The sequence below is a fragment of the uncultured Kushneria sp. genome, assembly GCF_947497025.1.
In the GTDB taxonomy this organism is placed as follows: domain Bacteria; phylum Pseudomonadota; class Gammaproteobacteria; order Pseudomonadales; family Halomonadaceae; genus Kushneria.
In genome coordinates, this window is sequence record NZ_CANMFC010000012.1 from 1 (window position 1) to 23974 (window position 23974).

24 protein-coding genes, 1 tRNA gene and 1 pseudogene are annotated in these 23974 nt (G+C 54.1%); 14 read left to right on the forward strand and 12 right to left on the reverse strand.

From position 1 onward, the window contains the following. A partial coding sequence (locus Q0931_RS16080; RefSeq protein ID WP_299262009.1) for a hypothetical protein occupies positions 1 to 286 on the reverse strand: 286 nt, incomplete at its 3' end. A 415-nt stretch (positions 287 to 701) separates the two neighbouring features. On the opposite strand from Q0931_RS16080, the gene Q0931_RS16085 reads away from it, so the two are divergent. The 3 genes from Q0931_RS16085 (at position 702) to Q0931_RS16095 (ending at position 2748) form a co-directional block, all read left to right on the forward strand. Continuing rightward, the gene (locus Q0931_RS16085) at positions 702 to 1430 is read left to right on the forward strand and encodes a LexA family transcriptional regulator (RefSeq protein ID WP_299262070.1); all 729 of its coding nucleotides are present in this window, start codon (positions 702 to 704) and stop codon (positions 1428 to 1430) included. Between the two features lie 134 nt (positions 1431 to 1564). Continuing rightward, entirely contained in the window at positions 1565 to 1870 is a 306-nt protein-coding gene (locus Q0931_RS16090) for a helix-turn-helix domain-containing protein (RefSeq protein ID WP_299262010.1), read from the forward strand. Beyond that, positions 1867 to 2748, forward strand: coding sequence for a site-specific integrase (locus Q0931_RS16095; RefSeq protein ID WP_299262011.1), 882 nt, complete (start codon positions 1867 to 1869; stop codon positions 2746 to 2748). Before Q0931_RS16090 ends, Q0931_RS16095 begins: the two co-directional genes overlap by 4 nt. Positions 2749 to 2786: 38 nt before the next feature. Here the strand turns inward: Q0931_RS16095 and Q0931_RS16100 are convergent. Then, positions 2787 to 2863 (reverse strand) — tRNA-Ile (locus tag Q0931_RS16100). A 74-nt stretch (positions 2864 to 2937) separates the two neighbouring features. Between Q0931_RS16100 and Q0931_RS16105 the strand changes: the two genes are divergently transcribed. Beyond that, positions 2938 to 3534 carry a hypothetical protein gene (locus Q0931_RS16105; protein ID WP_299262012.1) on the forward strand — a complete coding sequence of 199 codons (597 nt, stop codon included), beginning with the start codon at positions 2938 to 2940 and terminating at the stop codon, positions 3532 to 3534. Between the two features lie 57 nt (positions 3535 to 3591). On the opposite strand, the gene Q0931_RS16110 is transcribed toward Q0931_RS16105, so the two are convergent. Both Q0931_RS16110 and Q0931_RS16115 read right to left on the reverse strand, forming a co-directional pair. After that, the gene (locus Q0931_RS16110; RefSeq protein ID WP_299262013.1) at positions 3592 to 4155 is read right to left on the reverse strand and encodes a hypothetical protein; all 564 of its coding nucleotides are present in this window, start codon (positions 4153 to 4155) and stop codon (positions 3592 to 3594) included. Further along, positions 4142 to 4777 carry a glycosyl hydrolase 108 family protein gene (locus tag Q0931_RS16115; RefSeq protein WP_299262014.1) on the reverse strand — a complete coding sequence of 212 codons (636 nt, stop codon included), beginning with the start codon at positions 4775 to 4777 and terminating at the stop codon, positions 4142 to 4144. The genes Q0931_RS16110 and Q0931_RS16115 overlap by 14 nt, the downstream gene beginning before the upstream one ends. 194 nt (positions 4778 to 4971) lie before the next feature. On the opposite strand from Q0931_RS16115, the gene Q0931_RS16120 reads away from it, so the two are divergent. Then, on the forward strand, positions 4972 to 5670 hold the full coding sequence (locus tag Q0931_RS16120) for a S24 family peptidase (protein WP_299262015.1): 699 nt from the start codon (positions 4972 to 4974) through the stop codon (positions 5668 to 5670). Between the two features lie 180 nt (positions 5671 to 5850). Beyond that, positions 5851 to 7401, forward strand: coding sequence for a glycosyl hydrolase family 28-related protein (locus Q0931_RS16125; protein ID WP_299262016.1), 1551 nt, complete (start codon positions 5851 to 5853; stop codon positions 7399 to 7401). Positions 7402 to 7508: 107 nt separating this feature from the next. On the opposite strand, the pseudogene dkgB reads toward Q0931_RS16125, so the two are convergent. Further along, positions 7509 to 8308: pseudogene (gene dkgB, locus Q0931_RS16130) on the reverse strand (2,5-didehydrogluconate reductase DkgB). Positions 8309 to 8600: 292 nt separating this feature from the next. Here dkgB and lpxO point away from each other — a divergent pair. The 5 genes from lpxO (at position 8601) to Q0931_RS16155 (ending at position 13453) form a co-directional block, all read left to right on the forward strand. After that, positions 8601 to 9497 carry a lipid A hydroxylase LpxO gene (gene lpxO / locus Q0931_RS16135; protein ID WP_299262017.1) on the forward strand — a complete coding sequence of 299 codons (897 nt, stop codon included), beginning with the start codon at positions 8601 to 8603 and terminating at the stop codon, positions 9495 to 9497. Between the two features lie 84 nt (positions 9498 to 9581). Then, positions 9582 to 10253 carry a 4'-phosphopantetheinyl transferase gene (locus Q0931_RS16140; protein WP_299262018.1) on the forward strand — a complete coding sequence of 224 codons (672 nt, stop codon included), beginning with the start codon at positions 9582 to 9584 and terminating at the stop codon, positions 10251 to 10253. A gap of 100 nt (positions 10254 to 10353) precedes the next feature. Next, a complete protein-coding gene (locus Q0931_RS16145) occupies positions 10354 to 11568 on the forward strand; it encodes a putative DNA modification/repair radical SAM protein (protein ID WP_299262019.1) in 1215 nt (404 codons plus the stop codon). Positions 11569 to 11585: 17 nt separating this feature from the next. Further along, entirely contained in the window at positions 11586 to 12461 is an 876-nt protein-coding gene (locus tag Q0931_RS16150; RefSeq protein WP_299262020.1) for a TIGR03915 family putative DNA repair protein, read from the forward strand. A gap of 116 nt (positions 12462 to 12577) precedes the next feature. Beyond that, entirely contained in the window at positions 12578 to 13453 is an 876-nt protein-coding gene (locus Q0931_RS16155; RefSeq protein ID WP_299262021.1) for an AEC family transporter, read from the forward strand. Positions 13454 to 13520: 67 nt separating this feature from the next. Here the strand turns inward: Q0931_RS16155 and Q0931_RS16160 are convergent, their stop codons facing one another. The 6 genes from Q0931_RS16160 to Q0931_RS16185 all read right to left on the reverse strand — a co-directional run bounded on the left by Q0931_RS16160 (position 13521) and on the right by Q0931_RS16185 (position 20910). Continuing rightward, the gene (locus Q0931_RS16160) at positions 13521 to 15014 is read right to left on the reverse strand and encodes a sugar porter family MFS transporter (RefSeq protein WP_299262022.1); all 1494 of its coding nucleotides are present in this window, start codon (positions 15012 to 15014) and stop codon (positions 13521 to 13523) included. Between the two features lie 180 nt (positions 15015 to 15194). Then, positions 15195 to 15578 carry a DUF4168 domain-containing protein gene (locus tag Q0931_RS16165; protein ID WP_299262023.1) on the reverse strand — a complete coding sequence of 128 codons (384 nt, stop codon included), beginning with the start codon at positions 15576 to 15578 and terminating at the stop codon, positions 15195 to 15197. A gap of 140 nt (positions 15579 to 15718) precedes the next feature. Next, entirely contained in the window at positions 15719 to 16420 is a 702-nt protein-coding gene (mtgA, locus tag Q0931_RS16170) for a monofunctional biosynthetic peptidoglycan transglycosylase (RefSeq protein WP_299262071.1), read from the reverse strand. Positions 16421 to 16629: 209 nt separating this feature from the next. Then, on the reverse strand, positions 16630 to 17484 hold the full coding sequence (gene fghA / locus Q0931_RS16175) for an S-formylglutathione hydrolase (RefSeq protein WP_299262024.1): 855 nt from the start codon (positions 17482 to 17484) through the stop codon (positions 16630 to 16632). Between the two features lie 350 nt (positions 17485 to 17834). After that, entirely contained in the window at positions 17835 to 18599 is a 765-nt protein-coding gene (locus Q0931_RS16180) for a Crp/Fnr family transcriptional regulator (RefSeq protein ID WP_299262025.1), read from the reverse strand. A gap of 364 nt (positions 18600 to 18963) precedes the next feature. Continuing rightward, positions 18964 to 20910, reverse strand: a complete 1947-nt coding sequence (locus Q0931_RS16185) for a bifunctional diguanylate cyclase/phosphodiesterase (RefSeq protein ID WP_299262026.1) — start codon at positions 20908 to 20910, stop codon at positions 18964 to 18966. Between the two features lie 255 nt (positions 20911 to 21165). On the opposite strand from Q0931_RS16185, the gene Q0931_RS16190 reads away from it, so the two are divergent. Further along, positions 21166 to 21921, forward strand: a complete 756-nt coding sequence (locus Q0931_RS16190; RefSeq protein ID WP_299262027.1) for a 2OG-Fe dioxygenase family protein — start codon at positions 21166 to 21168, stop codon at positions 21919 to 21921. A gap of 96 nt (positions 21922 to 22017) precedes the next feature. Here the strand turns inward: Q0931_RS16190 and Q0931_RS16195 are convergent, their stop codons facing one another. Further along, positions 22018 to 22617, reverse strand: a complete 600-nt coding sequence (locus Q0931_RS16195; RefSeq protein WP_299262028.1) for a DNA-3-methyladenine glycosylase I — start codon at positions 22615 to 22617, stop codon at positions 22018 to 22020. A gap of 129 nt (positions 22618 to 22746) precedes the next feature. Between Q0931_RS16195 and Q0931_RS16200 the strand changes: the two genes are divergently transcribed. Both Q0931_RS16200 and Q0931_RS16205 read left to right on the forward strand, forming a co-directional pair. Then, positions 22747 to 23247, forward strand: coding sequence for a DUF421 domain-containing protein (locus Q0931_RS16200; RefSeq protein WP_299262029.1), 501 nt, complete (start codon positions 22747 to 22749; stop codon positions 23245 to 23247). Positions 23248 to 23359: 112 nt separating this feature from the next. Continuing rightward, entirely contained in the window at positions 23360 to 23971 is a 612-nt protein-coding gene (locus Q0931_RS16205) for a transglutaminase-like cysteine peptidase (protein ID WP_299262030.1), read from the forward strand. Positions 23972 to 23974: the final 3 nt, after the last annotated feature.

A 23974-nucleotide genomic window follows, 5' to 3' on the forward strand; every position in this document is an offset into this window, starting at 1 on the left:
GCGATGATCTACCTGATCGGCAGTCCGGTGGGCCGCCTGCTCGATCAGGCCAAATCCACATGAAGTGACGAAGAACCGTAAATATTGACACCAGCTCTGACTCACTGAAATCTAGCCATTTTCTAATTTTTTGGTTAATAACTTCTAACTGTATGCAAGTCTGATGGTGGTTTTCGAAAAACTGAAGCGGCTTCCCTAGTTGCAGATCCATATCCCAAAACCCTAAGGTTTCAATGATAGATTTTTTTTGACCACTACGATTGATCAAAGGAAAATGAAAAGACATATATCAACCTCATCAAAACATCAGACATTTTAATCTTGCATCGAGCATAGACTGAAAATTTTAAAAACTTTTTTGGTTCCCTTTCTTCTTTTTTGGTTCCTTTTCGACCACCTGTCATGAACCTTAGCCACGCCAACCTTCAGTGATTTAATATCTTGTAGAGTGTAGGGTCGAATTCCCTCTAGCTTGTAAAAAACCCGTATCTTAACAATATACCAATAATTGAAAATTATAGTGCCATGAAGAGCATGGCCAACTATTCTCTGGTCGATCAGTAGATTTAAACTTTATCTCATAGCCTTTCGTTTTCATTTCGAAATACATCAACTAGACAAACGAGCTTGTTTTTAATACGATTACGCATAACCCTACATACTCAGGCCAGCCATACATGAACAGTGAGAGCACAATAGCTATGAGGCTGCGTCAGCTCATGGAAACGGCTCATATGAGCGAGAATGAGTTATCTCGGCGCTCAGGTGTTCCTCAGCCCACAATCCATCGCATTCTGATGGGCACTAGTAAGTCTCCGAGAATTGGCAATCTAGAAAAATTGGCAAAATCTTTAAGTACCACTACGAGTTATCTTGCTCATGGAGTTAGCATTTCTTCTTACAGCTCTCATGGCGCTGTCGCTGCATCTGTAGGTTTCATGCCAAGTGCTTTAGGCTTTATGTCGTCAACTTTTGAGGCTATAAATTCAACGCGCCAAAAATTGAAACACAGCACTTATCACTATCCTATTCTTGATTGGCCAGACCTTGGATGGCACTCAATAAAATCATCATCTTTTTTTAAAAACACTATAAATAACCCAAATACAAATTATGAGCCAAGCTCTTATAAAACAATTGGCACTGGCTTTTGGCTAAGTTTGAATGGAGATGCCATGTCCTCTCCAGCTGGCGTTACTCCAAGTTTGCCTGCAGGCACTAAAATACTTTTCGATACAGGAGTAACCAGTACTCCGGGGAAGCTAGTTCTTGCTCTTTTGCTTGATGTTACGGAGCCTGTTTTCCGTAAGTTTATAAAAGATGGTGGGCAAAGCCATCTTCAAGCACTTAACCCCTCCTACCCCCTGATTCCATTAAAAGAAGACAGTCTAATCTTCGCTGTCGCTATTGAAGCAAAAACATCTCTTTAGGCTAACCCCCCCCTAGGTAGTCGAAGTGAGAACCATCTAATACGAAAACGCATTGACTTGTCAATACGTTTTCGTATTATTACACCATCGGCTCATAACCATGCTGCTCGGATGCGGCATGTAGAGGAAAACAGATGGAAAAGCTTCTTCGCCCGGAACAAGTTGCCCAAACGCTCGAGATGAGCTTGAGCTGGGTCTACGGGCATAAACATGAAATCGGATTTGTTCAGCTTGGCAGTGCCGTACGTTTTGATCAGTCAGAAGTTGAGGAGTACGCTCAGCGTTGCAGGCGCGGTCCTCAGGAAAAAGAGGATCAGCTATGGGATACACAGTCTCACAAAGGAAAGACCGTGGCACTTGGGTCGTCCGGTCAACAATCAACGGTCTCCGCTCTCTGCGAACTTTTCAGACAGAAGGAGAGGCAAGGCAGTACGCTTTGAAAGCAGGCGCTCAGCAACAGGAGAACGCATTTAATGGCGTGATGGGACGCAAGCCCAAGCGCACCTTTTCGGAAGGCCTTCAGCGGATGGTAAGCGAATACGATGCGCGCTCCCAGAAACAGCACATACTTTTAGTCGCCAAGTGGATGGATGAACAGGCCCACGGTGTTGTGATTGGCCAAGAATTGCTCGATGCAGCACGTAAAATGCAGAAAGCTTTGAAAGAGAAAGGGTTAGCGCAATCGACCATCAATAATCGAATTCAGGTGGTCAAGCGAGTGTTGTCACTCGCTTATCGTGAGTGGGATTGGCTGGACCTGCCTCTTGACGGCAAATTACGCAAGCCATCGCCTAAAAATGAGCGGCATGTCTATCTGACTGAGCCGGAGCTTGCCGAGCTATTGGAGGCAGTCCCAGAACGATACGAAGTCGAGCGTCAGGTGATTTTACTGGCGATGCTTACAGGCATGAGACGGGGGGAACTTTTGGCTCTAGAGCCTGGAAATGTTTATAGCGGTCGTATCGTGCTCAAACCCAACCAGACAAAGAATGGGAAGCCAAGAGTCATTCCGTTATCTGATGAAGCTCAACTGCTGGTTGATGCCCTGCCCTTCGCTACCACAAGTGACAAAGTCAGGGGAGCTTTTGAGAAAGCCAGAAAAACTATCGGACGACCAGATATTCGCTTTCATGACATGCGGCACTGCTACGCGTCGCTGCTGGCAAGCAAAGGGGAAACACTGACAAGTATTCGGGATCTACTGGGGCATTCATCACTGACAGTCACCAGTCGATACGCGCATGCAGATCCAGCAAGATGGGACGGTGTAATGACAAGGTTGCCGCGCATCAGCAACCAAATCGCAACCAAACATTGAACAGACTGTCTGATAATCCCGTAACCATTTGATTTAAATGGTGGGCCCAGCAGGACTCGAACCTGCGACCAAGGGATTATGAGTCCCCTGCTCTAACCAACTGAGCTATAGGCCCTGATATTGCGGTTGCGTATGATACCCAACGCACCGTCGCAAGGCCAGTGTCGTTTATCAACAAGGAGTGAATGCATGCGTGATCGTTTATGGAAGGTGTTGGGTGTGGCAGGCGCAACGCTTGCATTCACGGCTCAGGCTCAGGCGGCCTGGCAGTTTGTTCCGGCCGACAGTGAAATAACCGCTCATGTGTCAGGCCAGGGTCAGCGCGGCCCGATGGAGCAGACCTACCATGTGTCTGATCTGCAGGGCACCATCGATGATGAGGGTCGATTCGAGATGCCGCTGCGCCTTGAACAAACCGATCTGCTGGGCAAGCAGAGTGGTCTGGGCGACCTTTTATCAGGACTTTCATCCGACTCTGCCATGGTGACGCTCTCAACAAAGGTCAATCCGGCCTGGCTGAGCAATCTGCAGCCGGGGGATGCAACGACCCGTAACGTCACGTTGACTGCCAGTGGCAATCACTTCGAGCGCAGCGAACAGGTCCCTCTGACGCTTGAGCGACTGGATCAGCAGTACTATCACCTGACACTGGCCGAGCCAATCAGTGTGGATACCCAGCAGCTGATGCAGCTGGATAATGCGCAGACCGTTTTATCGTTGCTGGGGTACAAGCGCCTGAACGACACCATACCCATCGAGTTCAACGCTCGTCTGGTCGAGCGATGAGCTGGCACACACAATAGCGCCCGGCATGGCCGGGCGCTCAGGAGGGATAAAAGCTTTTCAATCTTCCATATCCCTCGGACGTGGCGGCGCAGTCTCCGGGCTGCGTTCCTGCATACCCATATGCGTTTCCTCCATCATGACACGGCGCTCTACGCTGTTGCCGTGAAGATTAATGCCCAATATTCCGCTGGCCGAGAAGATCAACCAGGTCATGATATCCACACAGTCCTGAATGCGGTCAGGATCCCTGATGACCGTAATGCAGATGGCCACGGACATGAGCGCCAGCATGCCGCACAGTGTCCAGCCTACCCCGGCTCGCCAGTCATTGTTGAAAAGCCCCTTGATAGCGCTTCCGGTAGCCTGCGACATCGCAGGCTTTTCCGCCGCCAGGTCCAGCTGTAGCTTGATGCGTTCTACATCCAGCTGTTTAAGACGCTCGATGGCCTCCGGATTCCGGTCCAGCATATCCGAGACGCCTTGTGCGGATGCATTTGCCCAGCATTCAAGGGTTGCGGCAACAATTGCTCCCAATGCTTCATGGTTGTCCGGGTTTCTAAAAAGCGCCGCCAGTTCGGGCGCCTCCTTTTCAAGGCGTCGTCCGACTTCAGACCATGCCATGACGATTTCCTCGTCGTTCTCTGGATGCTCCATCTCGGCCAGTGTCAGGTTCGATGTCATACATATCCTTTTCAAGCCTGACGACACGGTCGATCCAGCCCTGAGCAAATGCCTGCTGCGAGACATCACGCCGTGCAAGATCAACCAGCCACGCCAGACGCAGCGCATTAATGGTACTCGCAAGTGTATTACCAGTGTTCACACCGCGAAGTTTGAGCATGGCGTCCATTGCCCTTAGCGTCTGCGTTCCGATGCAACCGTCTATCTCGATGGCGCTCCAGCGCCGTCCATTGTTGCTTAATACATTCAATACCTCCTGTAGCTGTCGTCCAGCACGTTTGGTTCCGCTGTGTACGCCATAATCCAGCATCGTGATCGCCAGTGCGGGCGCACGCGCACTGATCTCATCGAGCTTCATCGCATGCCAGTAGGTTTTAAGATAAATTTTCTCGGCCAGCGCCTGAGGTAGATCACGCATGCTGCCGCGATAGCCATGATCGATAGCCACACGCTGAGTGATACCATAATTGGTCGCGCCCCCCCGATCATTGGGATGGTCGACAAATCCGCCTTCGCGCTTCATCAAGGCGACGATAATTCTGCTGCGCTGTGATTCATTCATGAGAATCTCCGTATACAAGGTTCTACGTGAAGCGCCATTGCAGCCCGGAACTGACTTACTTTTCGCGTGGCAATATTCAGTCGCCGGAGGCACAATATGCACACATTGGTTAACAAATTCGAGTATGCGTGGGTTTTAATTGACCATCAAGGCTAATTTTGAAAAAGTTTTAATACTCCCGATGAGAATTAACCATGCAAAGAGTGAGTGAAATAAGACGTGAAAACGCGCGCGCGCTACGCGACCAGGCAGGCAGCAACAAGGCGTTTGCCGAGTGCGTCGGAGTTGAGCCGCCGGCAGCCAGCCGGGTACTGAGCAGCAAGGCGACACGTAATATCGGTGACGATTTCGCACGCCGCATCGAAGCGGCATTTGGCAAGGAAGATGGCTGGCTGGACAGCCGTCATGAGCAGCCCTCATCTCATGATGGCAACGTGATCGCCATGCCATCACGCAGTGACAACAGCGTTGAGCAGGCACCCATCATGAACGGGATGGCCCCCCTGCTGAGCTGGGTACAGGCAGGCGCCTGGACGGATACTTCGGCCAGTATCATCGATCACGGGGATCAGGAATCCTTCCCTCGTCCACCCAATTGTGGCCCGAGCTGTTTTGTGCTCCGCGTGCGTGGAGAATCAATGATGGAAGTCTACCCGCCGGGCACCCTGATCTTTGTAGATCCGGACGTACAGGCCATGTCGGGTGATGATGTCATCGTTCAGTGTGAAGAGCATGGCAGCGCCGAGGCCACCTTCAAGCGCTATATTGAGGAACCAGGGCAGCCGCCCATGCTCAAGGCATTGAACCGGGGCTGGGCACAGCAATACATGACGCTGGGGCCACACTGCCGAATCATTGGCGTTGTCATGGCACAAATGATGTTGCGCCGGTAACCCTTGAACCGATCATTAGTAAATGTTTGTTTAAAAAGGATTACTCAATTCGAGCGCCGAAAATTGCCTAATTTGTACAATTAAGGGTTGACCGTATTAACCAAATGATTAACCATGATTACACGTTATCCAAAAAGGATAACGTCACGACATCAATATGGTTATCTTTGGAGAATATTCATGACGACTGCTACTGCTACCGCAATGAAGACCGTTCTTGATTTTGGCGCTGATCCTACTGGTAAAAAGGACAGTTCACAGGCATTCATCGATGCAGCGTCCAGCGAACTCGCCACGGTCATCGTACCGCCTGGTGACTACGTGATCGCCAAAACGGTTGACCTGCAATACAAGAACCTCAGCGGCTCAGGGCGCCTGCGCGAAAATCAGAACAACGGCAAGGCACGGCTTCGTCCCGGCAGCGGGCTCACCGGTGCGATGTTTATCAAGCAGGGGCCAATGGTTGAAAACCTGTTGATTCAGGGTCAAAAAGAAAGTGACGGCAAAACCGCCTTTGATGCCCAGGGCTACAACAGCGTTTTCAGCAATATCCACTTTACAAACATCCAGTACGCCATCTACGTCAAGGAAATTCTGGTCAACTTCACGATCAAGGATTGCGTCTTTATCCAGGTGGGCTATGGGCTCTACTGTGATGATGCCAAGAACAGCTACTCAACCACGGCGCGCTTTTTGCGCAACGAGTTCAATAACTGCGGCAACGCCTTCGTTTTCCGTCGCCAGATCAATGGCTCCACCTTTCAGGACAATATTTTCGAGTTTATCAGCGGCGATGCGCTGGTGGCTTCGCACATCTACGATTGCAACTTTATCGGCAACTGGTGGGAAAAACGTCGTGATACGGGTACGGCTGCTCATGTTCCACTGATCGCCCCCCAGGACGAAACGGATGACGAAACTGGCCATCCGGCTATTCGCAGCAGCAGCTACCAGCAGATCATGAACTGCTTTGCGGCCGGTAATAAGGTGACCTGGGGCTGGCGTAACGTGTTCAGCTCCATGCTTAACGACTCTCGCATGGGGGGCGTCTCTGCCCACGGGGGCGCCGTGGTGGTGAGAACCGCGGCCGGCCGCGCAATGCGTGTCACGCCAGACAACATTGTTCAGCAGGCTGACAAGTGGTGCTATCTGCCCACCTTTGCCATTGAAGCCGGTAGAAACAGCGCGGGCGCTCCCCAGGGAATCACTCTTCGAACCAAGGGTGGGCCACTGTCACTTGAAGACAGCGAAAAGAATGCCTTTTCAGGTGCCATCTCCATCGCCAAGGGAAAAGGCCTCTTCGAGCAGTACAGTCTGACCCGAAACGCCGCCGGCAAACCAACGGTGGGGCTGACAGGCGTCAGCGAAATGATGATTAACGGAGAAAAGGTCAAACTGACGACCGGTATTCCTCAGCATTTCCTGTGGCGTCAGGACAAGCTCAGCCGCGGTCTGGGGTGTTTCACGACCAACCAGGTGACAACAGAGGGAACGATCAAGCTGGTGACCGAATATCTGCTGGATAATCCCCTGATTCAGGTGACTGTCGAAGACCGGGGCATCCGTTTTGATGGTCTCAAGCATCTGGGCAGTTACGTCAATTCCAGCAAGTCACGGCGCCAGTGCACAGGGTTTGAGCTGTACTTTGTCGACGCCGAGGGCAAGCCGAAAACGCCGACGGCCTTTTCGATGCAGATGCTGACGCTCAACCCCTCCCTGCTGACCTCCTGAGGTTGCTGCAGATTCCATGCCACCAAAGAAAGGGGCGCCCATTGGGCGCCCCTTCTGCATGTGGTCAAAAAACCTTATGTCCTGACCATTGGCACCTGCTTCAAGGATTATTCATCCCAGACCGGAGCAAAGGACGGATTGGCAATACGTTCGCCGCGGTCAAGGGCGTTGATACGTTTGACCTCGTCGTCGCTCAGCGACAAATTCATGGCGTCCAGATTGGACTGCTGGTGAGCCCTTTTCGTGGACGAAGGAATCACCACGATATTGCGCGCCGCTACCCAGGCCAGCGCGACCTGTGCAGGTGTCACATCATGTTTGTCGGCAATCTGTTTGAGCGTGTCATCTTCCATGACCTTGCCTACTGCCAGCGGCATGTAACCGGTCACCCTGACGCCTCTTTCATTGCAATGATTGACCAGCGCCTTGTTGGCCAGGAAGGGATGCACCTCAATCTGGTTGGTGATGAGCTGATCGCCGCCTTCAACCTCAAGCGCCTCATCGAGCTGAGCCATGGTGAAGTTGGAGACACCGATGTTACGAGTCAGACCACGCGATTTTGCCTCGGCCAGCGCTCCGATCGACTCGGCTACCGGCACCTCGTTATCGGGTGAAGGCCAGTGCAGAAGCACCAGATCCACGTAATCGGTGCCAAGCCTTTCAAGACTCTCTTCAAGGCTTTTGATCAGATCATCATGGTGGAAACGATCCGTCCAGATCTTGGTGGTCAGAAAAATCTCTTCACGCGCACACCACTGTCAGCGATGGCACGCCCGACTTCGGCTTCATTGCCGTACATCTGCGCTGTATCGATATGCCGATAGCCCAGCTCAAGCGCCGTGGTCACCGAATCGATGACATCCTGCCCCTTGAGTCGATAGGTACCCAGACCAATATCGGGAGTCATGTGACCTCCTGTCAGTGGTGCCCGTGGGCACCTTGTAAACGCTTGACGACCATTAGCCGTAGTCATTCGATTGCTCAGTACTGACATTAGGCACTGTACCGATACTTTCAACCCGTTAGTCTGCAAATCATGTCGACAGATGGAACGGCCAAAGGCATGATTGGCACTGTCTGATGAGCACCCTCAGACTTCCATAATGACACCCTTGTGCGGACATGCGAGACTGCGCCGCCAGACTGCAAGCCCATACCATCGCCGAAGCTACCGGCACTCATGTCGAAAAGAGATCGCTATGATCAAATGGACAATCGTGGCCCTGATCGTGGCCAGTATTCTTTATGTACATTTTCGTGGCCGCGTTCGTCACAAGCCCTTTCGTCAGCTATCGGACCATTCGAGTTTCATGGCGCCCATCAATGCGTTCATGTATCTGTTTTCAAAAGTCCCGGACCGCCCTTACCACCGCGCCGAGGACTTCCCGGAAATTGCAGCCCTCACCTCGCGCTGGGAAGAGATCCGCGATGAAGCCCTGACCCTTGAAAATCACATCAAGGGCTCGGCCAAAAAGGACGACGCAGGGTTCAATTCTTTTTTTCGACGCGGCTGGAAGCGCTTTTATCTCAAATGGTATGGCGAAAGCCATGAATCAGCACAACAGCTCTGTCCGCGCACGACCGAGATCCTGGCCGGCATCCCCGGCGTCAAGGCAGCGATGTTTGCCGAACTGCCCGCCGGCAGCAAGCTGATGAAGCATCGCGATCCCTACGCAGGCTCAATCCGCTACCATCTTGGCCTGCGCACACCCAACGATGACCGCTGCCGCATCAATGTCGATGGTATCGACTACAGCTGGCGCGACGGTGAAGCAGTGCTTTTTGACGAGACCTTCATCCACTACGCCCAGAACGATACCGATCAGAACCGCCTGATTCTGTTCTGCGATATCGAACGGCCCATGAAGTATCGCTGGGCAGCGGCAGTCAATCGCTGGTTCAGCCGCAACGTCATGGCCGCGGCGGCCTCTCCCAATGATGACAACGATCACACCGGCGGGCTCAACCGTGCCTTCAAGTACATCTACAAGGTTCGTGAAGCCGGCAAGCGTCTCAAAAAGAAAAACAAGACGCTGTATTACGTGATCAAGTGGCTGATCTTTGGCGGTATTATCGTCGGCCTCCTGTCACTGTAATTTTTGCGCCTCATGTCTAACGCCATCGCGCCCCCGCATTCTTGCTGGCCCTTTATCTCCCCGGCCCGCGGGGCGCGATTGAGCATGACCTCCTTCGACGTTCAATGTTTTGATGACACCGCCTTCGCTGCCTGTGGCATGGCGCTGCCAGAGAGCCTCTCTCGCGCTGTCACCAAGCGTCGCGCTGAATATCTGGCCGGCAGGGTGTGCGCCCGCCATGCCCTGGCCGAGCTTGATATCCATGTCAACGCCCTGCCAAGTCTTGCCGACCGCCAGGTCGACTGGCCGACAACGGTCCGCGGCTCTATCACCCATGCTCGCAACCTGGCCGCCGCACTGGTCAGTACCATCCCGACCCACCAGGGGCTGGGAGTGGATGCCGAGCGCTGGCTGACAACCGAACGCGCCGATTATCTGGCGACATCGATTCTCACACCGCGCGAACAACAGGTCCTCAGCGTTTTCACGCCCGAGCAGCGCTCACGCGCGATCACCCTGACCTTCTCGCTCAAGGAAAGCCTTTTCAAGGCGCTTTATCCGCTCACCGGCACCCGCTTTTATTTTCATGATGCCCGGGTCGAAGGGTTGGACCCCACCGCATCACCGGGTCAATGCACGCTGGTACTGAGCTGTACACTCAGCGAAATATGGCTGCCCGGAACACGTCTGATCGGCGATTTTGCCGATATGGGCGATCATGCGCTGACCGCCGTTATGACCGATGCCGAACCGAATCCGGCAGCCACCCTGCTATAAGAGACATGGCTCAAACATACTGCCTACACAATGAATGCAATTCAGTTGTTGTTTATGCGCGCCCTGACTACTGTATGTAAATACAGTTAAAGGAGTGCTCATGCAGCTTACTGACAAGCTGATCGTTCTCGCGGACGCCGCCAAATATGACGCCTCGTGCGCCAGTAGCGGCGCGCCCAAACGCTCATCAAGGGGCCAGAAGGGCCTGGGGGCGACCAACGGCAACGGCATCTGTCACAGCTTTACGCCGGATGGCCGCTGCGTGGCATTGCTCAAGATCCTGATGACCAACTTCTGCCTGTATGACTGCCAGTACTGCATCAACCGGCGCTCCAGCAACGTGCCCAGGGCGCGCTTCAGCGTGGATGAAATTGTGCGGTTAACGCTCGATTTCTATCGTCGCAACCTGATCAGTGGGCTTTTTTTAAGCTCCGGCATTATCCGCTCCAATGATTACACCATGGAGGCGCTGGTCAGGGTGGCCAGAACGCTGCGCGTCGAGCATCAGTTTCGCGGCTATATCCATCTCAAGACCATTCCCGATGCTTCTCCGGATCTGATCCGCCAGGCCGGGCTGTACGCTGACCGTCTCAGCGTCAATGTCGAGCTGCCCACGAGTCAGAGCCTCAATCGCCTGGCTCCGGAAAAAAGCGACACCACCATTCGTCTTGCCATGTCGACCATTCGCGATGGGCTGGATGAGGCGACCGCTGAACCCCGAGCTCCCCGCTTTTCACCCGGCGGCCAGAGCACCCAAATGATTGTGGGGGCCGACGATACCGATGATCACACCATTCTGGGTAACGTTCAGTCCCTGTATGGTGATTACCGACTCAAGCGGGTTTACTACTCGGCCTTTTCGCCCATTCCCGAAAGCCCATCGTCGGTGCCATTGATCGCCCCACCGCTGTTGCGTGAGCATCGCCTGTATCAGGCCGATTTTTTGATCCGGGGGTATGGTTTTCGTGCCAATGAACTTTTGACCGGCCCTGGTAACCTGTCGCTGGATATTGATCCCAAGCTTGCCTGGGCGCTCAACCATCGGGAGCTCTTTCCCATCGATCTGGACCGTGCCGACATGTACATGATTGCTCGGGTGCCAGGCATCGGGATTACCAGTGCGCGACGCATCGAGACACTGCGTCGTGAACGGCGCATTCGCTATACCGATCTGACCCGGCTGGGCTGCTCCATGAAGAAGCTGGCTCCTTTTATTACCACTCAGGACTACCGTCCGCGTCAGGCCGGTCTCGAACGACAGGCACTGCTGGCGCAGATGCAGACCTCCACTCCGGCGCAGATGGCGCTGCTTTAAGCATTCGGAATGTCACCATGACGATGTATACCCTGTACATGGCACGGGCCGACTTCGCCGCCTGGCGCGACAACGCCCGCCGGTTGCTGGCGGCACGGGTGTCACCCGGCGAGGTGCTGTGGCAGGACAATGACTCGGCAGGCGATCTTTTCGCCAGCGGTGATACGGATCTGCCACCACCGAGCGAGACACCGCTGGCGCTGAAGCTTTCAAGACAGCATCTGAGTCGGCTCGAATGCGCCTCTCACTACTGGCCTGCACATCATCAGGAGTGCCGCTGGGCACTGCTTTATCGGGTGGTCTGGCGACTGGCGCAGGGTGAAGGCGAAGCACTGCTGGCAGGGGACACCGATGGTGCCGTTGTCGAGCAGCGCGTCAAGGCGGTCAATCATGAAGTGCATCACATACACGCCTTTCTGCGTTTTCATCAGCAGCCCGTTCATCCGCAAGAACAGCACGCTCCCGAATTCGTTGCCTGGTTTGAACCCCGCCATGATGTTCTTGAGGCGGCCGCACGACACTTTATCGATCGGATGGGGCAGCATCGCTGGCTGATCATGACGCCCGAGGGGACCATCTTTTGCGATGGTCGGCAGTGGCATATCGAACGCCCCGAGTCCGGTGTCTTTACCTTCCAGGACTATCAGGCGCTATCAACAATGGAAAACGACGTGGAGGATCTCTGGCTGGCCTACTACGCCAGCACGTTCAACCCGGCCCGTCTCAATGAAAAAACCATGGTGCGCAGTATGCCCTCGCGCTTTTGGCGCCACATGCCCGAGCGCGTTCTGATTACCGGCCTGATCAGCCATGCCAGGCATGGCGCCCGACGGCTGGGACAGGACAGTCGGCTGGCCGACAGGCGCGGCCACACCATTACGCTGCCCAAATAGAAATACTACGAAAGTAGAATATTTTCTTCGGATAGCTTGCAACTGCCCTCACAACCCCGTGAAAATAACGATCTCGCTTCGTTGCCGTCCTGACGGTCGACTCCACAGGGTTTTTCATGTTTTCACAAATCATGGCTGTCATGGTGCCCATCATGGTGGGTGCTGGTATCGGCTATTTCTGGGTGCGCTTTCGACAGCCCTACCCTACAGGGTTTGTTACCAAGCTGGTTTTCAACGTTGGCACCCCCTGTCTTATCGTCAATGCCCTGTCGAGCACTCATGTCGATATTTCAGCCTTTTCAAGCATGGCGACTGCCACATTCCTGTGTCTTCTGGTACTGCTGGCTGTCGGCCTGCTGCTCTCGCGTGTGACCGGGCTGGACTGGCGCACCATTGTGCCGTCGGTGCTGTTTCCCAATACAGGCAACATGGGACTGCCGCTGGCCATGTATGCCTTTGGTGAAGGACGCGGCTTTTCACTGGCCATTGCCGTCTTCGTGATCGTCTCGATCGCACAGTTTATCGTGGGCAGTATTACCAGCAGCTCTCGTCCGGTCAGAAATCTGCTGACCAATCCAACCATTTACGCCAGCATCATTGCGATACTGCTGATGGCTTATCAGATCACGCTGCCGGCCTGGCTTTCCAACAGCATCGAACTGCTTGCCGGCATGACCATTCCTATCATGCTGATTACGCTTGGTGTGGCGCTGGCCAGTATTCGCGCTCGCAACCTGTCGGTCGGTCTTGCCTTTGCGCTGGGTCGCGTTGTAGTTGCCGGTGCGATTGCTCAGGGCATCGGCCTTTTGCTGGGGCTGGATGAGGAAGCGCGCGGCATTCTCATGGTGATGATGTGCATGCCCATGGCCGTCTATAACTATCTTTTTGCCCAAAAGGCCGGACGCTCGCCGGAATTTGTGGCAAGCCTTGTCATGTGCTCGACCCTTGCCTCGTTTATTTATCTGCCGTTGATGCTGATGTGGGTCATCTAGTCTCTCTTTTGGCTGTTTGAACCATGAAAAAGGCCCCACCGAAGTGGGGCCTTTTTGGATAATGGCATCAGGCCCGGGCCGTCTGCGCGTCACCTTCGCGATACTGCGAGAAGTTGTTGACCCGCCCCTGACGGAATTTCTCGCTCATGAGCGTCTCCATTGATTCCAATGGCACGCCTTTCGTTTCCGGCACAAAACGCCAGACAATAAACAGGCTGACAAGCGTGATGGCCCCAAAGAGCCAGAACGGAAAGGCACCGTTGAAAACATCATTGAGCCATTCACTGCCGCGCATCATCGGGAAGGTTTGCGCCACGATAAAGCCCGCTGTCCACTGTGCGCCCATGGCAAGTGCCATGCCGGACTCACGAATGGCGTTGGGAAAAATCTCCGAGAGCAGCGCCCAGCTGCAGCATCCCCAGGAGATGGCATAGCCCGTCACATACACCATGATGGCGATCATGGCGGTGTAGCCCTGAACATCAAACCAGAAGACGGTCCCCAGTACGGCCATGCTCAGCACACAGGCCAGCGAACCGATGGTCAGAAGCGTCACACGCCCGACCCGGTCGATCAGGAACATGCCCGCCAGATTGCCCACAATGAAAATCAGTCCGATATAGCCAGTCTGTAAAAGCGCGCTGCCGGTGCTGTCAGTGACGCTGGAGAGCACGGTCGGGGCGTAATACATCACGACATTGATCCCGGAAAACTGCTGCGCCGCTGACAGGAAGATACCTACCAGCGCGATTCCCATCATGACCGGCTTTTTAAGCGCACTGCGTGAGCCGCGCTTTTCCTGACGAAGCTGGCGATTCATGGCACGCCGCCCGGAAGACCTGCCTTCATCGAGAGAGTTGCGCACTTCCTCGACCATCGGCTCGATATCCTTTTGCGGCGTAAAGCGTGCCAGAATTCGTCGTGCCCGATCCTGCTGACCATGCATGATGCACCAGCGCGGCGACTCGGGCACCAAAAGCAGCAAAGCCGCGAAAAGTACGGCAGGGATGGCCTCGGAGCCCAGCATCCAGCGCCATCCGTAATTATCCAGCCAGGTCTGGGCCACATCGCGGGCGATGAAATAGTTCACGAAAAAAACAATGGTCTGGCCCACGACAAGAGACTGCTGAAACATGCTCAGCGTTCTGCCGCGCCAGTGCTGAGGGGCCAGCTCTCCCATATACATGGGAGACACCACGCTTGCAATCCCGACAGCGACGCCGCCGACCAGACGCAAAATAATGTAAAACCAGAAAGCAGGTGCCAGCGCCGAGCCCAGCGCCGACACCAGAAACAGGGCAGCAGCCGTCATCATGGTCATGCGTCGCCCCAGAATATTGGCCAGATAACCGGCCCCCAATGCCCCCACGATACTGCCAATTACGACACTCGATACCGCCCACCCCTTCATGGTGGAAGAGAGATCAAAATAGGTAGTGATCGAGTCAATGGCCCCTGAAATGACCGCCGTGTCATAGCCAAACAAAATACCGCCCAGTGCGGCCACAAGGCAGATGGAAAGTATGTAGCCTATTCCGCTGGCACCCTTTTGATTCGTCATATACGTCCGTCTTCATCCCTGAATGTCACCAGCCTTTCGCTGGCCTTAAGCCATCAAGGGCAAGACTTTAGTAGAAAACTTCCGTTTGCTCGAATCGCAAGTGCAACGTTTTTTTTCAGGCATAAAAAAAGGCCGCTTCCGAAGAAGCAGCCTTTTGAAATAGCTGAAAGCTGAAATGGCTTATTGCTGCTTTTGCGCCATCTGCTGGACCTTCTGCATCATCTTAGGATCGTTCTGAACGGCCTGGCCGATCTGATTGAACTGCTCAACTTCCAGATTGTTGTCCTGTACAGCCTGAACCATTTTCTGGTTGGCTTCTTCGCGAATGCTCTGCTGAGCATCGGCATCACCAGCACCCTGAAGCTGCTTGGTGTAATCCTGAGAGATGCCTGCAATTTCCTGGGAAGCAGAGGCAAAGTTCTGCAGCTGGTCATCGCTGAAATTCTGTGACTGCTGCTGGCTCTGGGCGCTCTGAGCCGGTTGCTCCTGAGCGGCGAGTGCCGGTGTGGCAGCGAGGCCGGTCGCGACCAGCGATGCGGAAACAACTGCGGCAAAACGTTTCATGAACATCCTCCTGACTACCTTTGCTTTTTAATGCGTACTGTCGTTATGACGCCGCACAGCAAACTAAGTTCAACTGAATTTGTTACTGCATGTAACTAATTTTAAAGGCTTTATTGCCTTGCTATGCAGACCCTATCCCACTATAGACGCTGTAAAAAGCGTGTGCCGCCCAGCTGTCTCATTTGCTGCCGGACCCACGCAATACGCTGCGCCACACGGGCACTGGGCGCGATCGGACTCCAGTCACGTGGATTGGGCAGTACGGCGGCAAGCCTTGCCGCCTGATCTGCCGTGACCTGGCTGGCACCGATGCCGTAATAGTGCTGTGCGGCGGCCTCCAGACCAAACACGCCCCGATCCCACTCCACAACGTTGAGATAAACCTCAAGGATGCGCTCCTTGGGCCAGATCAGTTCGATCAGCATCGTAAACCAGACTTCAAGCCCTTTTCGAAGCCAGCTGCGATCCGACCACAAAAAGACATTCTTGGCCGTCTGCTGACTAATGGTACTGGCCCCTCGCAGGCTCCTGCCCTGCTGCCAGGCCTGAATGGCCGCATGTACCTGATCGAAATCAAACCCATAGTGATAGGGAAACTTTTGATCCTCGGCGGCCATCACGGCGAGCTTGGCCTGATCCGACAGGGAGCGCCAGGGCGTCCAGTGGTACTGAATCGTCATGGGCTCGCGATCGATGATGGCCGTTGCCTTGCGCTCCAGCATGACCATCGAGCCCGGCAATGGCACGAAACGAAACAGGGTCACCAACAGTATCGAAAACATGATCGCGCCCAATGCGATCCTGACACACCAGCGCAGCAGCTGTCCGATCAATGCCCTCATCCCCTTGTCTGTCAGCGGCATTTGCCTTCCGTGCTGCCCTGCATTTGAGGCAGCGCCACCGCTCGATCATTGTTAAAGACCACAGGTTACACGCAGCGGATCATGAATGCCCTTGCAATGTCCTTGTCGCTGATATGCCTCCGGGGCTCGTGTCAGAGCCCCGGAGGCGTATCGCTGCGAAGTCATTGAACGTTTACTGCTGGTGAAGACTACGTCTGATCGGCAAAGAGATGATGCGCGTGGTATTCGAGATGGTCGTCGATGAAGCTTGCTACAAAGAAATAGCTATGGTCATAGCCTTCATGACGTCGCAGTTTCAGCGAGACCCCCTGAATATGGCATGCCTTTTCCAGGTGATCGGGTTTGAGCTGCTCATCGAGAAACTGATCATTCTCACCCTGATCGATAAATATCGGCTGTCTGGACGCCCCGGCCAGCACCAGTTCACAGGCGTCCCAGTCCGACCATTCGGCGCGATCATCTCCCAGATAACGGCTGAAAGCTTTCTCACCCCACGGGCAATCCATGGGATTCACAATGGGTGAAAAGGCAGACACGCTGGCATAGCGACCGGGCTGTTTCAGAGCACAGACCAGTGCGCCATGCCCACCCATGGAGTGCCCGCTGATGGCTTCCCGCTCACCGATGGGAAAATGCTCGCGCACCAGCGCCGGCAGTTCATCCGTCACATAGTCATACATGTGATAGTGCCGACTCCATGGCTCTTTTTTGGCATTGAGATAAAAACCGGCGCCCGAGCCAAAATCGTAGCTGTCATGCTCGCCCGGCAGATCAGTGCCTCGTGGGCTGGTATCCGGACAGATAATGGCCATGCCCAGCCTGGCAGCCATTTTCTGGGCCCCTGACTTTTGCATGAAATTCTCATCGGTACAGGTCAGCCCGGAGAGCCACCACAACACCGGTACGGGCCCGGTTTCTGCCTGAGGCGGTAAAAAGATGCCAAACGTCATGTCGCAATCAAGCACCTGTGAGCGATGGCTGAAGCGCTTGACCCATCCACCATGACTGCGGGTAGCGCTTAACTGTTCGATGGACTGCGTCATGGTCGTCTCCACTGTAGGTTTATCACTGGCGCAACAGGTACTTTCAACTCTGATTAAAACAGGCCCGACATGCCTGCCAATAATGGGTGTGCGTTATCGACAGGCTTCAGGCAACAATACGTCGCGACAGTATAGTGAGCCACGAAAAGAGGAAACGGCAACCGATGGAAGAAACAAATCGGGAAGAAACATCGGCCACGGACGGCACCCACCCTGATCGGGGTCAGTAGTGCAGCCATTGCAGCGGTGAAAAAAATACCGGAAAGGCATTGAGGCGGGCAGGTCGTGGCCTGACCTGCCCGTGAGTTCATCAAGGGTTTAATAGATCAACGGTTTTGGCGATGAACGCGTCAACGCAGTGTATTGCAGTCCTTTTCAAACAGCTTCAACAGCTCGCTGACGCTATCGTCCAGGTAAATATCCGAAAAATTGGCCACCTCGTAAAAGGCTTTCAAATCCGGAATGTCGATTCGATTGCGCTCACGATACAAAAGTCCTTCTTCCCGAAGTTCGGAAAAGGTACGACTGACGTGAACGGCTGAAAGCCCGAGAACATCAGCCAGCACCTGCTGTGAAAGTGGCAGGTTGAATCGATGCGTGATATCCGGGCAGGTCTTGCTTAAACGCAAATGCATCTCACAGATAAAATGAGCCACCTTCTCACGCGCCGTACGACGGCCCATATTGACCAATCGTTCTGCCATGATGGCCTGCTGCTGCCCTGCCAGTGAGAACAGTACGGTAGTCAGTTTGGGTGATGTCGTGAAAATATCCGTCAGGTTCCTGATTGGAAAACGACAAATAATGCCTTCTGTCAGCATGGCTACCGACGTCAGGTGACGTCGAGGTGAAAAATCGCTCAGACCGACAAGATCGCCCGGCAAAAAGATATTGAGAATCTGTCGGGTACCATCGTCCATTGACCGGTACGAGCATGCCCAACCCTCGCTGAGGACACAAAGCGTTTCAGCAGGATGATTTTCCTCCCACAACATCTGGGCATTCGACACGGTCTGAGGCGTTTTTTCCAGCGCTGCCAGAAGCTCGGCTTCCGTCTCATCAAGCGCACAATAATGTTTGAAGTTACGCACCAGGCAGCGATCCCTGTCCAACATGGCATGCACCCACGAATGGCGTTGAAATAGCCATACGGTATTATAGTAATAATTGATGCATTACCTTCCAAAGATAGGCGCTATTGTTGGACGAATCGGCCTCAAATGCCGCTAACCTGGATTATGCAAGTAACAAAAAATCAATCATTTAGGGGGGAAATAGCATCGCACTTGAAGCAGGACATCGCCTGACCGAATCTGAAAGCGCCGCGGAAGACACCACCCAAAAGAGGCTTGCGGCGTGCAATCGAGTCAGCCTTCTCTGGAAAACATGCCCTTTTCACACCGGAGACCTGTTTGCTCAAACAGGATCGAATGTCGATCACCTCACTCTTTCCTGCCCCCCGTACCACTCAAATCGTAATCATTTTTTACGAGAAGAATTACGCTGCCCCTGGAACAGTGGCTGTGTTTCAAGTAAAGGAGTAATTCGGTCGGCTCGCATGGAGCGAAAGTAATAAAACCCTTGTATCAGATCGACATTGAGTTCCCGAACCAGCTCCAGTTGCTCACTGGTTTCAACCCCTTCTGCAATGACCTCAAGGCCCAGCCGATGACCGATAAAGACGATACCGGCCAGAATGGCACGATCCTTAAGGCTTTTAGGGGAATCCATGACAAAGGTACGGTCGATCTTGAGCGAGGTAACGGGGAACTGCTTTAGATAGGCAAGTGAGGAATAACCAGTGCCAAAGTCGTCAATGGCAATTTTCATGCCGCGATGATAAAGCGTTTGCAGATAGTCCTTTACCGTCTCATCAGACTGCACCAGAACGTTTTCGGTAATCTCGATACCGACATCGCGCATGGAAAGCTGATGGCGCTGCATGGTTTTTTCCAGCTGTTCAAGCATCGCGGTAGAGCGTAGATGCTCTCCCGATAGATTAATATCCACACGATAGCCATGAAGCCCCTGGGCTTTCCAGCAAGCCTGCTGACGGCACAATGCTTCAATGGACCAGCTTCCCAAACGGCCCATTAGTCCGAACCGCTCAGCAAGCGGAATGAACTCTGCCGGAGAAACCATGCCACCACCAGCAGGAAACCAGCGCAGCAGTGCCTCCATGCTTTCAATACGGCCACTACGCGATATCTGGGGCTGATAATGCAGCGCCAACTCCTGTTGGTCGATCGCGTTTTCCAGGCGTTTGAGTAATTCATGCTGGTAAATCAGATCACGGTGAAACTCGTGACTAAATATCTGAAAACGGCTTTCACCGGGCATTCTGGCCCGGTTACGCGCCACGTTGGCTGCATAAATCAGGGATTGGGCATCTTCACCATTGTCGGGAAAAAGGCTGATGCCCTGACTGACCGTAATGTAGTGTGACTTGCCATTCAACAGGAAAGGCAGTTCGAACATGCTGTTGACCCGGTCGATCAACTGCAGGGCATGGCGTCTTGAATCGAGATGCGTACAGGCCATGACGAACTCATCATTGCCAAAACGTGCCAATAGATCAGAGGTATAACAGTGCTGAGAAAGACGCTCGGCGACCTGGGTCAGCAAATGGTTCCCCTGGTCATACCCCAGCGAGTCGTTGATCTCGGAAAAGTTTTCGATATCAATAAAAAAGACCGCCAGCGGCGCCCTTTGCCGATCTTCATCTTCGATCAGCCGGTTGAGCTCAGCAATGAAAGCCGCCCGATTGGGCAAAAGCGTCAGCGGATCGTAACGCCGGATAAAATCAAGGTCGCGATGTGCCTGCTTTTGTACTGACAGGTCAACGTCTACACAGAACATCAGTGGATTGTCAGTATGCTGTCCAAGCATGACATGGTGAGAAAACACCGCCACGCTGCGCCCTGACTTGTGCACCAGCTCTATTTCGCTGGCAGGTATTTCCACCCCTTCATTGATCCAGCTCTGATGCGCACGTACCACCGACTCGCGCATGTCCTGCGGAATAATCAGCTCTTCAAACCGGCAGCCCATCACCTCATCGGGCATATAGCCATAGAGCTGTGTGCTGGCCGCATTCCAGTAGATGACACGCCTTTTACGATCGTAGCCCTGCACCGCCACGCGCGGCAGACTCTCAAGCAGCGCCCGAAAGCGCTGCTCGCTTCGATCGTAGCGCAAACGCTCATGACTGCTGAGGCGGTTGGCCGGATGATGAAGCTGCTGGTAGAGCTGACGATTGCGCAGTCGGGTGCGATGCCAGGCCAACAGGACCGCAAAAAGGGCTAACCCCAGAATCATGATCGCCAGATTGCGCGCACCAATGAATGGCGTGATCACCAGCACCGCTATCAGGCCTGAAATCCATAGAGCAAGGCCATGGCGCGGGTAATTGTGCGAAATGCGCATCTCCGATTAATCCTGATCCGACCCGGCAAAGGGCCCGCTGGTCAAAAGTACTGGCGTCTTTTATCAGCATAACAGCTTACGCCATGTCACAAGGAATAATTGAGACGTTACCAATGTTCTGGTGTTGGCTCCAATTTTTGCCCGCCCTTTGCACCCGATCATCAATCCCCTTCTGAAAGCCCATAACATTTATCTGCGGGCTGTCAGCAAATGCAGACAGTCAGCGTTACTTATTATTTTTTCAGGAGAAAAAAGATGACCACTACCAACGCGCAGTCCTTTTGGCAGCACAGTGTCCCCGTGGAACTTGCTGAACACGACTGGTGCTTTACCCATGTTCGCGATCGTATTGACCTGGAAGCGTGGCAGGCCTTTACTCGTGACATTCCCCGCGACCCTTACGTTGAACGCCGTTGGAAGCGCATGTCATGGCTGGCGCTTGACGAACAGGGACACATGAAAAGCCTGGGCGAGTGCCCCATGGCACAAGGGGGGCAGTACAATGATGCCGAAAGCATGGCGGACAAGTTGCGCTGGTACCCGGCGCTGGAGCAGGATTTTCTCGACCGTCCCGACGTCCGCGCCTTTGTGGAGGCCTGGGCAGCGCTCTGGGGTCTTGATGCCAACGAGCCCATTCTGATGCAGATTACCGGCGTCAAGGGATCGGGGGAACTTGACCCCTTGCAGGGCCAGGGCATTCATGCCGATGGCTGCCGCTATCTGAGCATCATGGTACTGGACCGTGACAACGTCAGCGGTGCTGAAAGCGTGCTTTATGCCGATCGCGCAGGTCAGCAGCAGCTGGCCGATCAGGTCATGGTGCCGGGCGATGTGCTGCACCTGCGTGATGACCGCCTCTTTCACGGCGCAAAGGCATTGCGTCAGGAAGATCCGAACCAGCCTTATGAGCGGTTTATCATCATCATCAACTCGAGCTTCGTGGATGGCTTTCAAAACCGCATGCTGCGCCGCTATTTCCCCGAAGCCGTCATTCATGAACACATTGCCTGATCCTTCAGGCGGAATTGTTTTGTCAATAACGCCTCATCAAACCTAAAAGGAGCCGCCGGCCGACGCCTGTCGGCCGGCACCCGGTGGCCCGGACCATCATGACCGACCCACCATGGGCCCCTGCCCCATTGCGGCCACGGCCTGACGCCGATGACAGTCAGGCGCATGATCGTTGACCATTCCCGTCGCCTGCATCCAGGCATAGATGATGGTAGGTCCTGCAAACTTGAACCCCCTTGCCTTGAGCGCTTTCGAAAACGCGTTAGATAACGGCGTTTGCACCGGTACCGGCGGCGGGTTCTGAATCGGACGATGCCCTGTCATCGACCAGCAGAATGTAGCGAAGTCCTCTCCCTGATCCTGCATGCGCAAAAAGGCCCGGGCGTTACCGATGGTCGCCTCGATCTTGGCCCGCGAACGAATGATGCCGGCATTGCTCAGCAACCTTTCAACATCATGCTCTGTGAAACAGGCAACGCGTTCGGGATCGAACCCCTCGAAAGCCTCACGAAAGGCATCACGCTTTTTCAAAACGGTCAGCCATGACAGGCCTGCCTGAAAGCCATCGAGGATCAGCTTCTCCCAAAGGGCTCGACCATCAGGTTCCGGTACGCCCCATTCATGATCGTGATAGTGCGCCAGCACAGGGTTACCCTGAACCCACTGGCAGCGTACTGGTGAGGGCGTGTCCGTCATAAGACATCTCCGGTTTTATCGCTTCAATACGACCTGTCGCGTGCGTGTTTTCCAGCGGGCATCTGACAGCGAGGCCTTCATGCATCTACCTTGAAGACTCACTTTCCTCCCCGTTCAAAGGCGGCACCCATGAACCCCATCATGCACACCATTGTGGTCGGCATTTTAAGCTATCTGATCCTGATTATCGTTTTACGCATTTCGGGCAAGCGTACCCTGTCAAAATGGAATGCGTTTGATTTCGTCACCACCATCGCGCTGGGCTCCATTCTGGCCACGGCCCTGACTTCGACGCAGGTCTCCCTCGCCCAGAGCGTGACCGCTTTCATTGTGATCGTGATGCTGCAGTTTGTGATTACCTTTATCTCGGTGCGCTCGCTCGGTGTGCTCAAGCTGATCAAGTCTCAGCCCACTCTGCTGCTTTTCAAGGGTCAGTACTGTCGTGATGCCATGCAGCGCGAGCGTGTGGCAAAGGCAGAAATTCTGGCGGCCATTCGTGAAAAGGGCATGGCTGACGTCGAGCAGGTGCACGCTGTCGTTCTGGAAACCGATGGCACTTTCAGTGTGATCGGCAATGCCGGAGACCATGACTCGGCACTGGAAGGCGTCGAAGGCGTTTCGAACCAATAACGACAAAATGGCCCCGGTCAAGGGGCCTGATCATGTCATGACACACGATCAACACGGGCCATCATGAAGGCGCCACTCCCGGCCACGCCCATGATCCTGTCGATATCTGCCCATGACGACTCATCACCCTCTTGCCGCCACCCTGCTGACCTGCTGTCTTGCCCTGCCCTTCACCACGTCGGCGCAGGCCTTCACCTGGTGGGACGACAACCGTGAGATGGCCATCACTCAATCGAGAGCCGAACTGGTTCAGCAGGTACGCCAACTCAAGGGATTGGCACAACTGCAATACATCAATCGAGTGGTCAATAACGCGGCGCGCCAGCAGGAAGAAGCCACCGATATCTGGAAAGGGTTTGATCGCCTGACCCGTGAAGGATTCGGCGACTGCGAAGACTTTGCTCTCGCCAAATACCAGATTCTGCGGGAGACCGGCATGCCAGCTGACAGGCTCGACCTTCTTGCCGTCAGGGACACACTGACTCCCACCTATCACGCCGTTCTACGTTATCGGATGGATGACGGCAGTTATTTGATTCTCGACAACCTGACCACGCTGATACTGCCGCAGGCGCGGCGTACCGACCTCACACCCATCGTGGCCTTTGATGAAACGCACAGCATGCTGTGGAAAAAGGATCATTTCGTATCAATTACCCCTTCGCACGTCAGGCTGGGCGGCAAACTGCTGAGTGAACGCATGGCGAGCCTGATGCATTACTGAGCG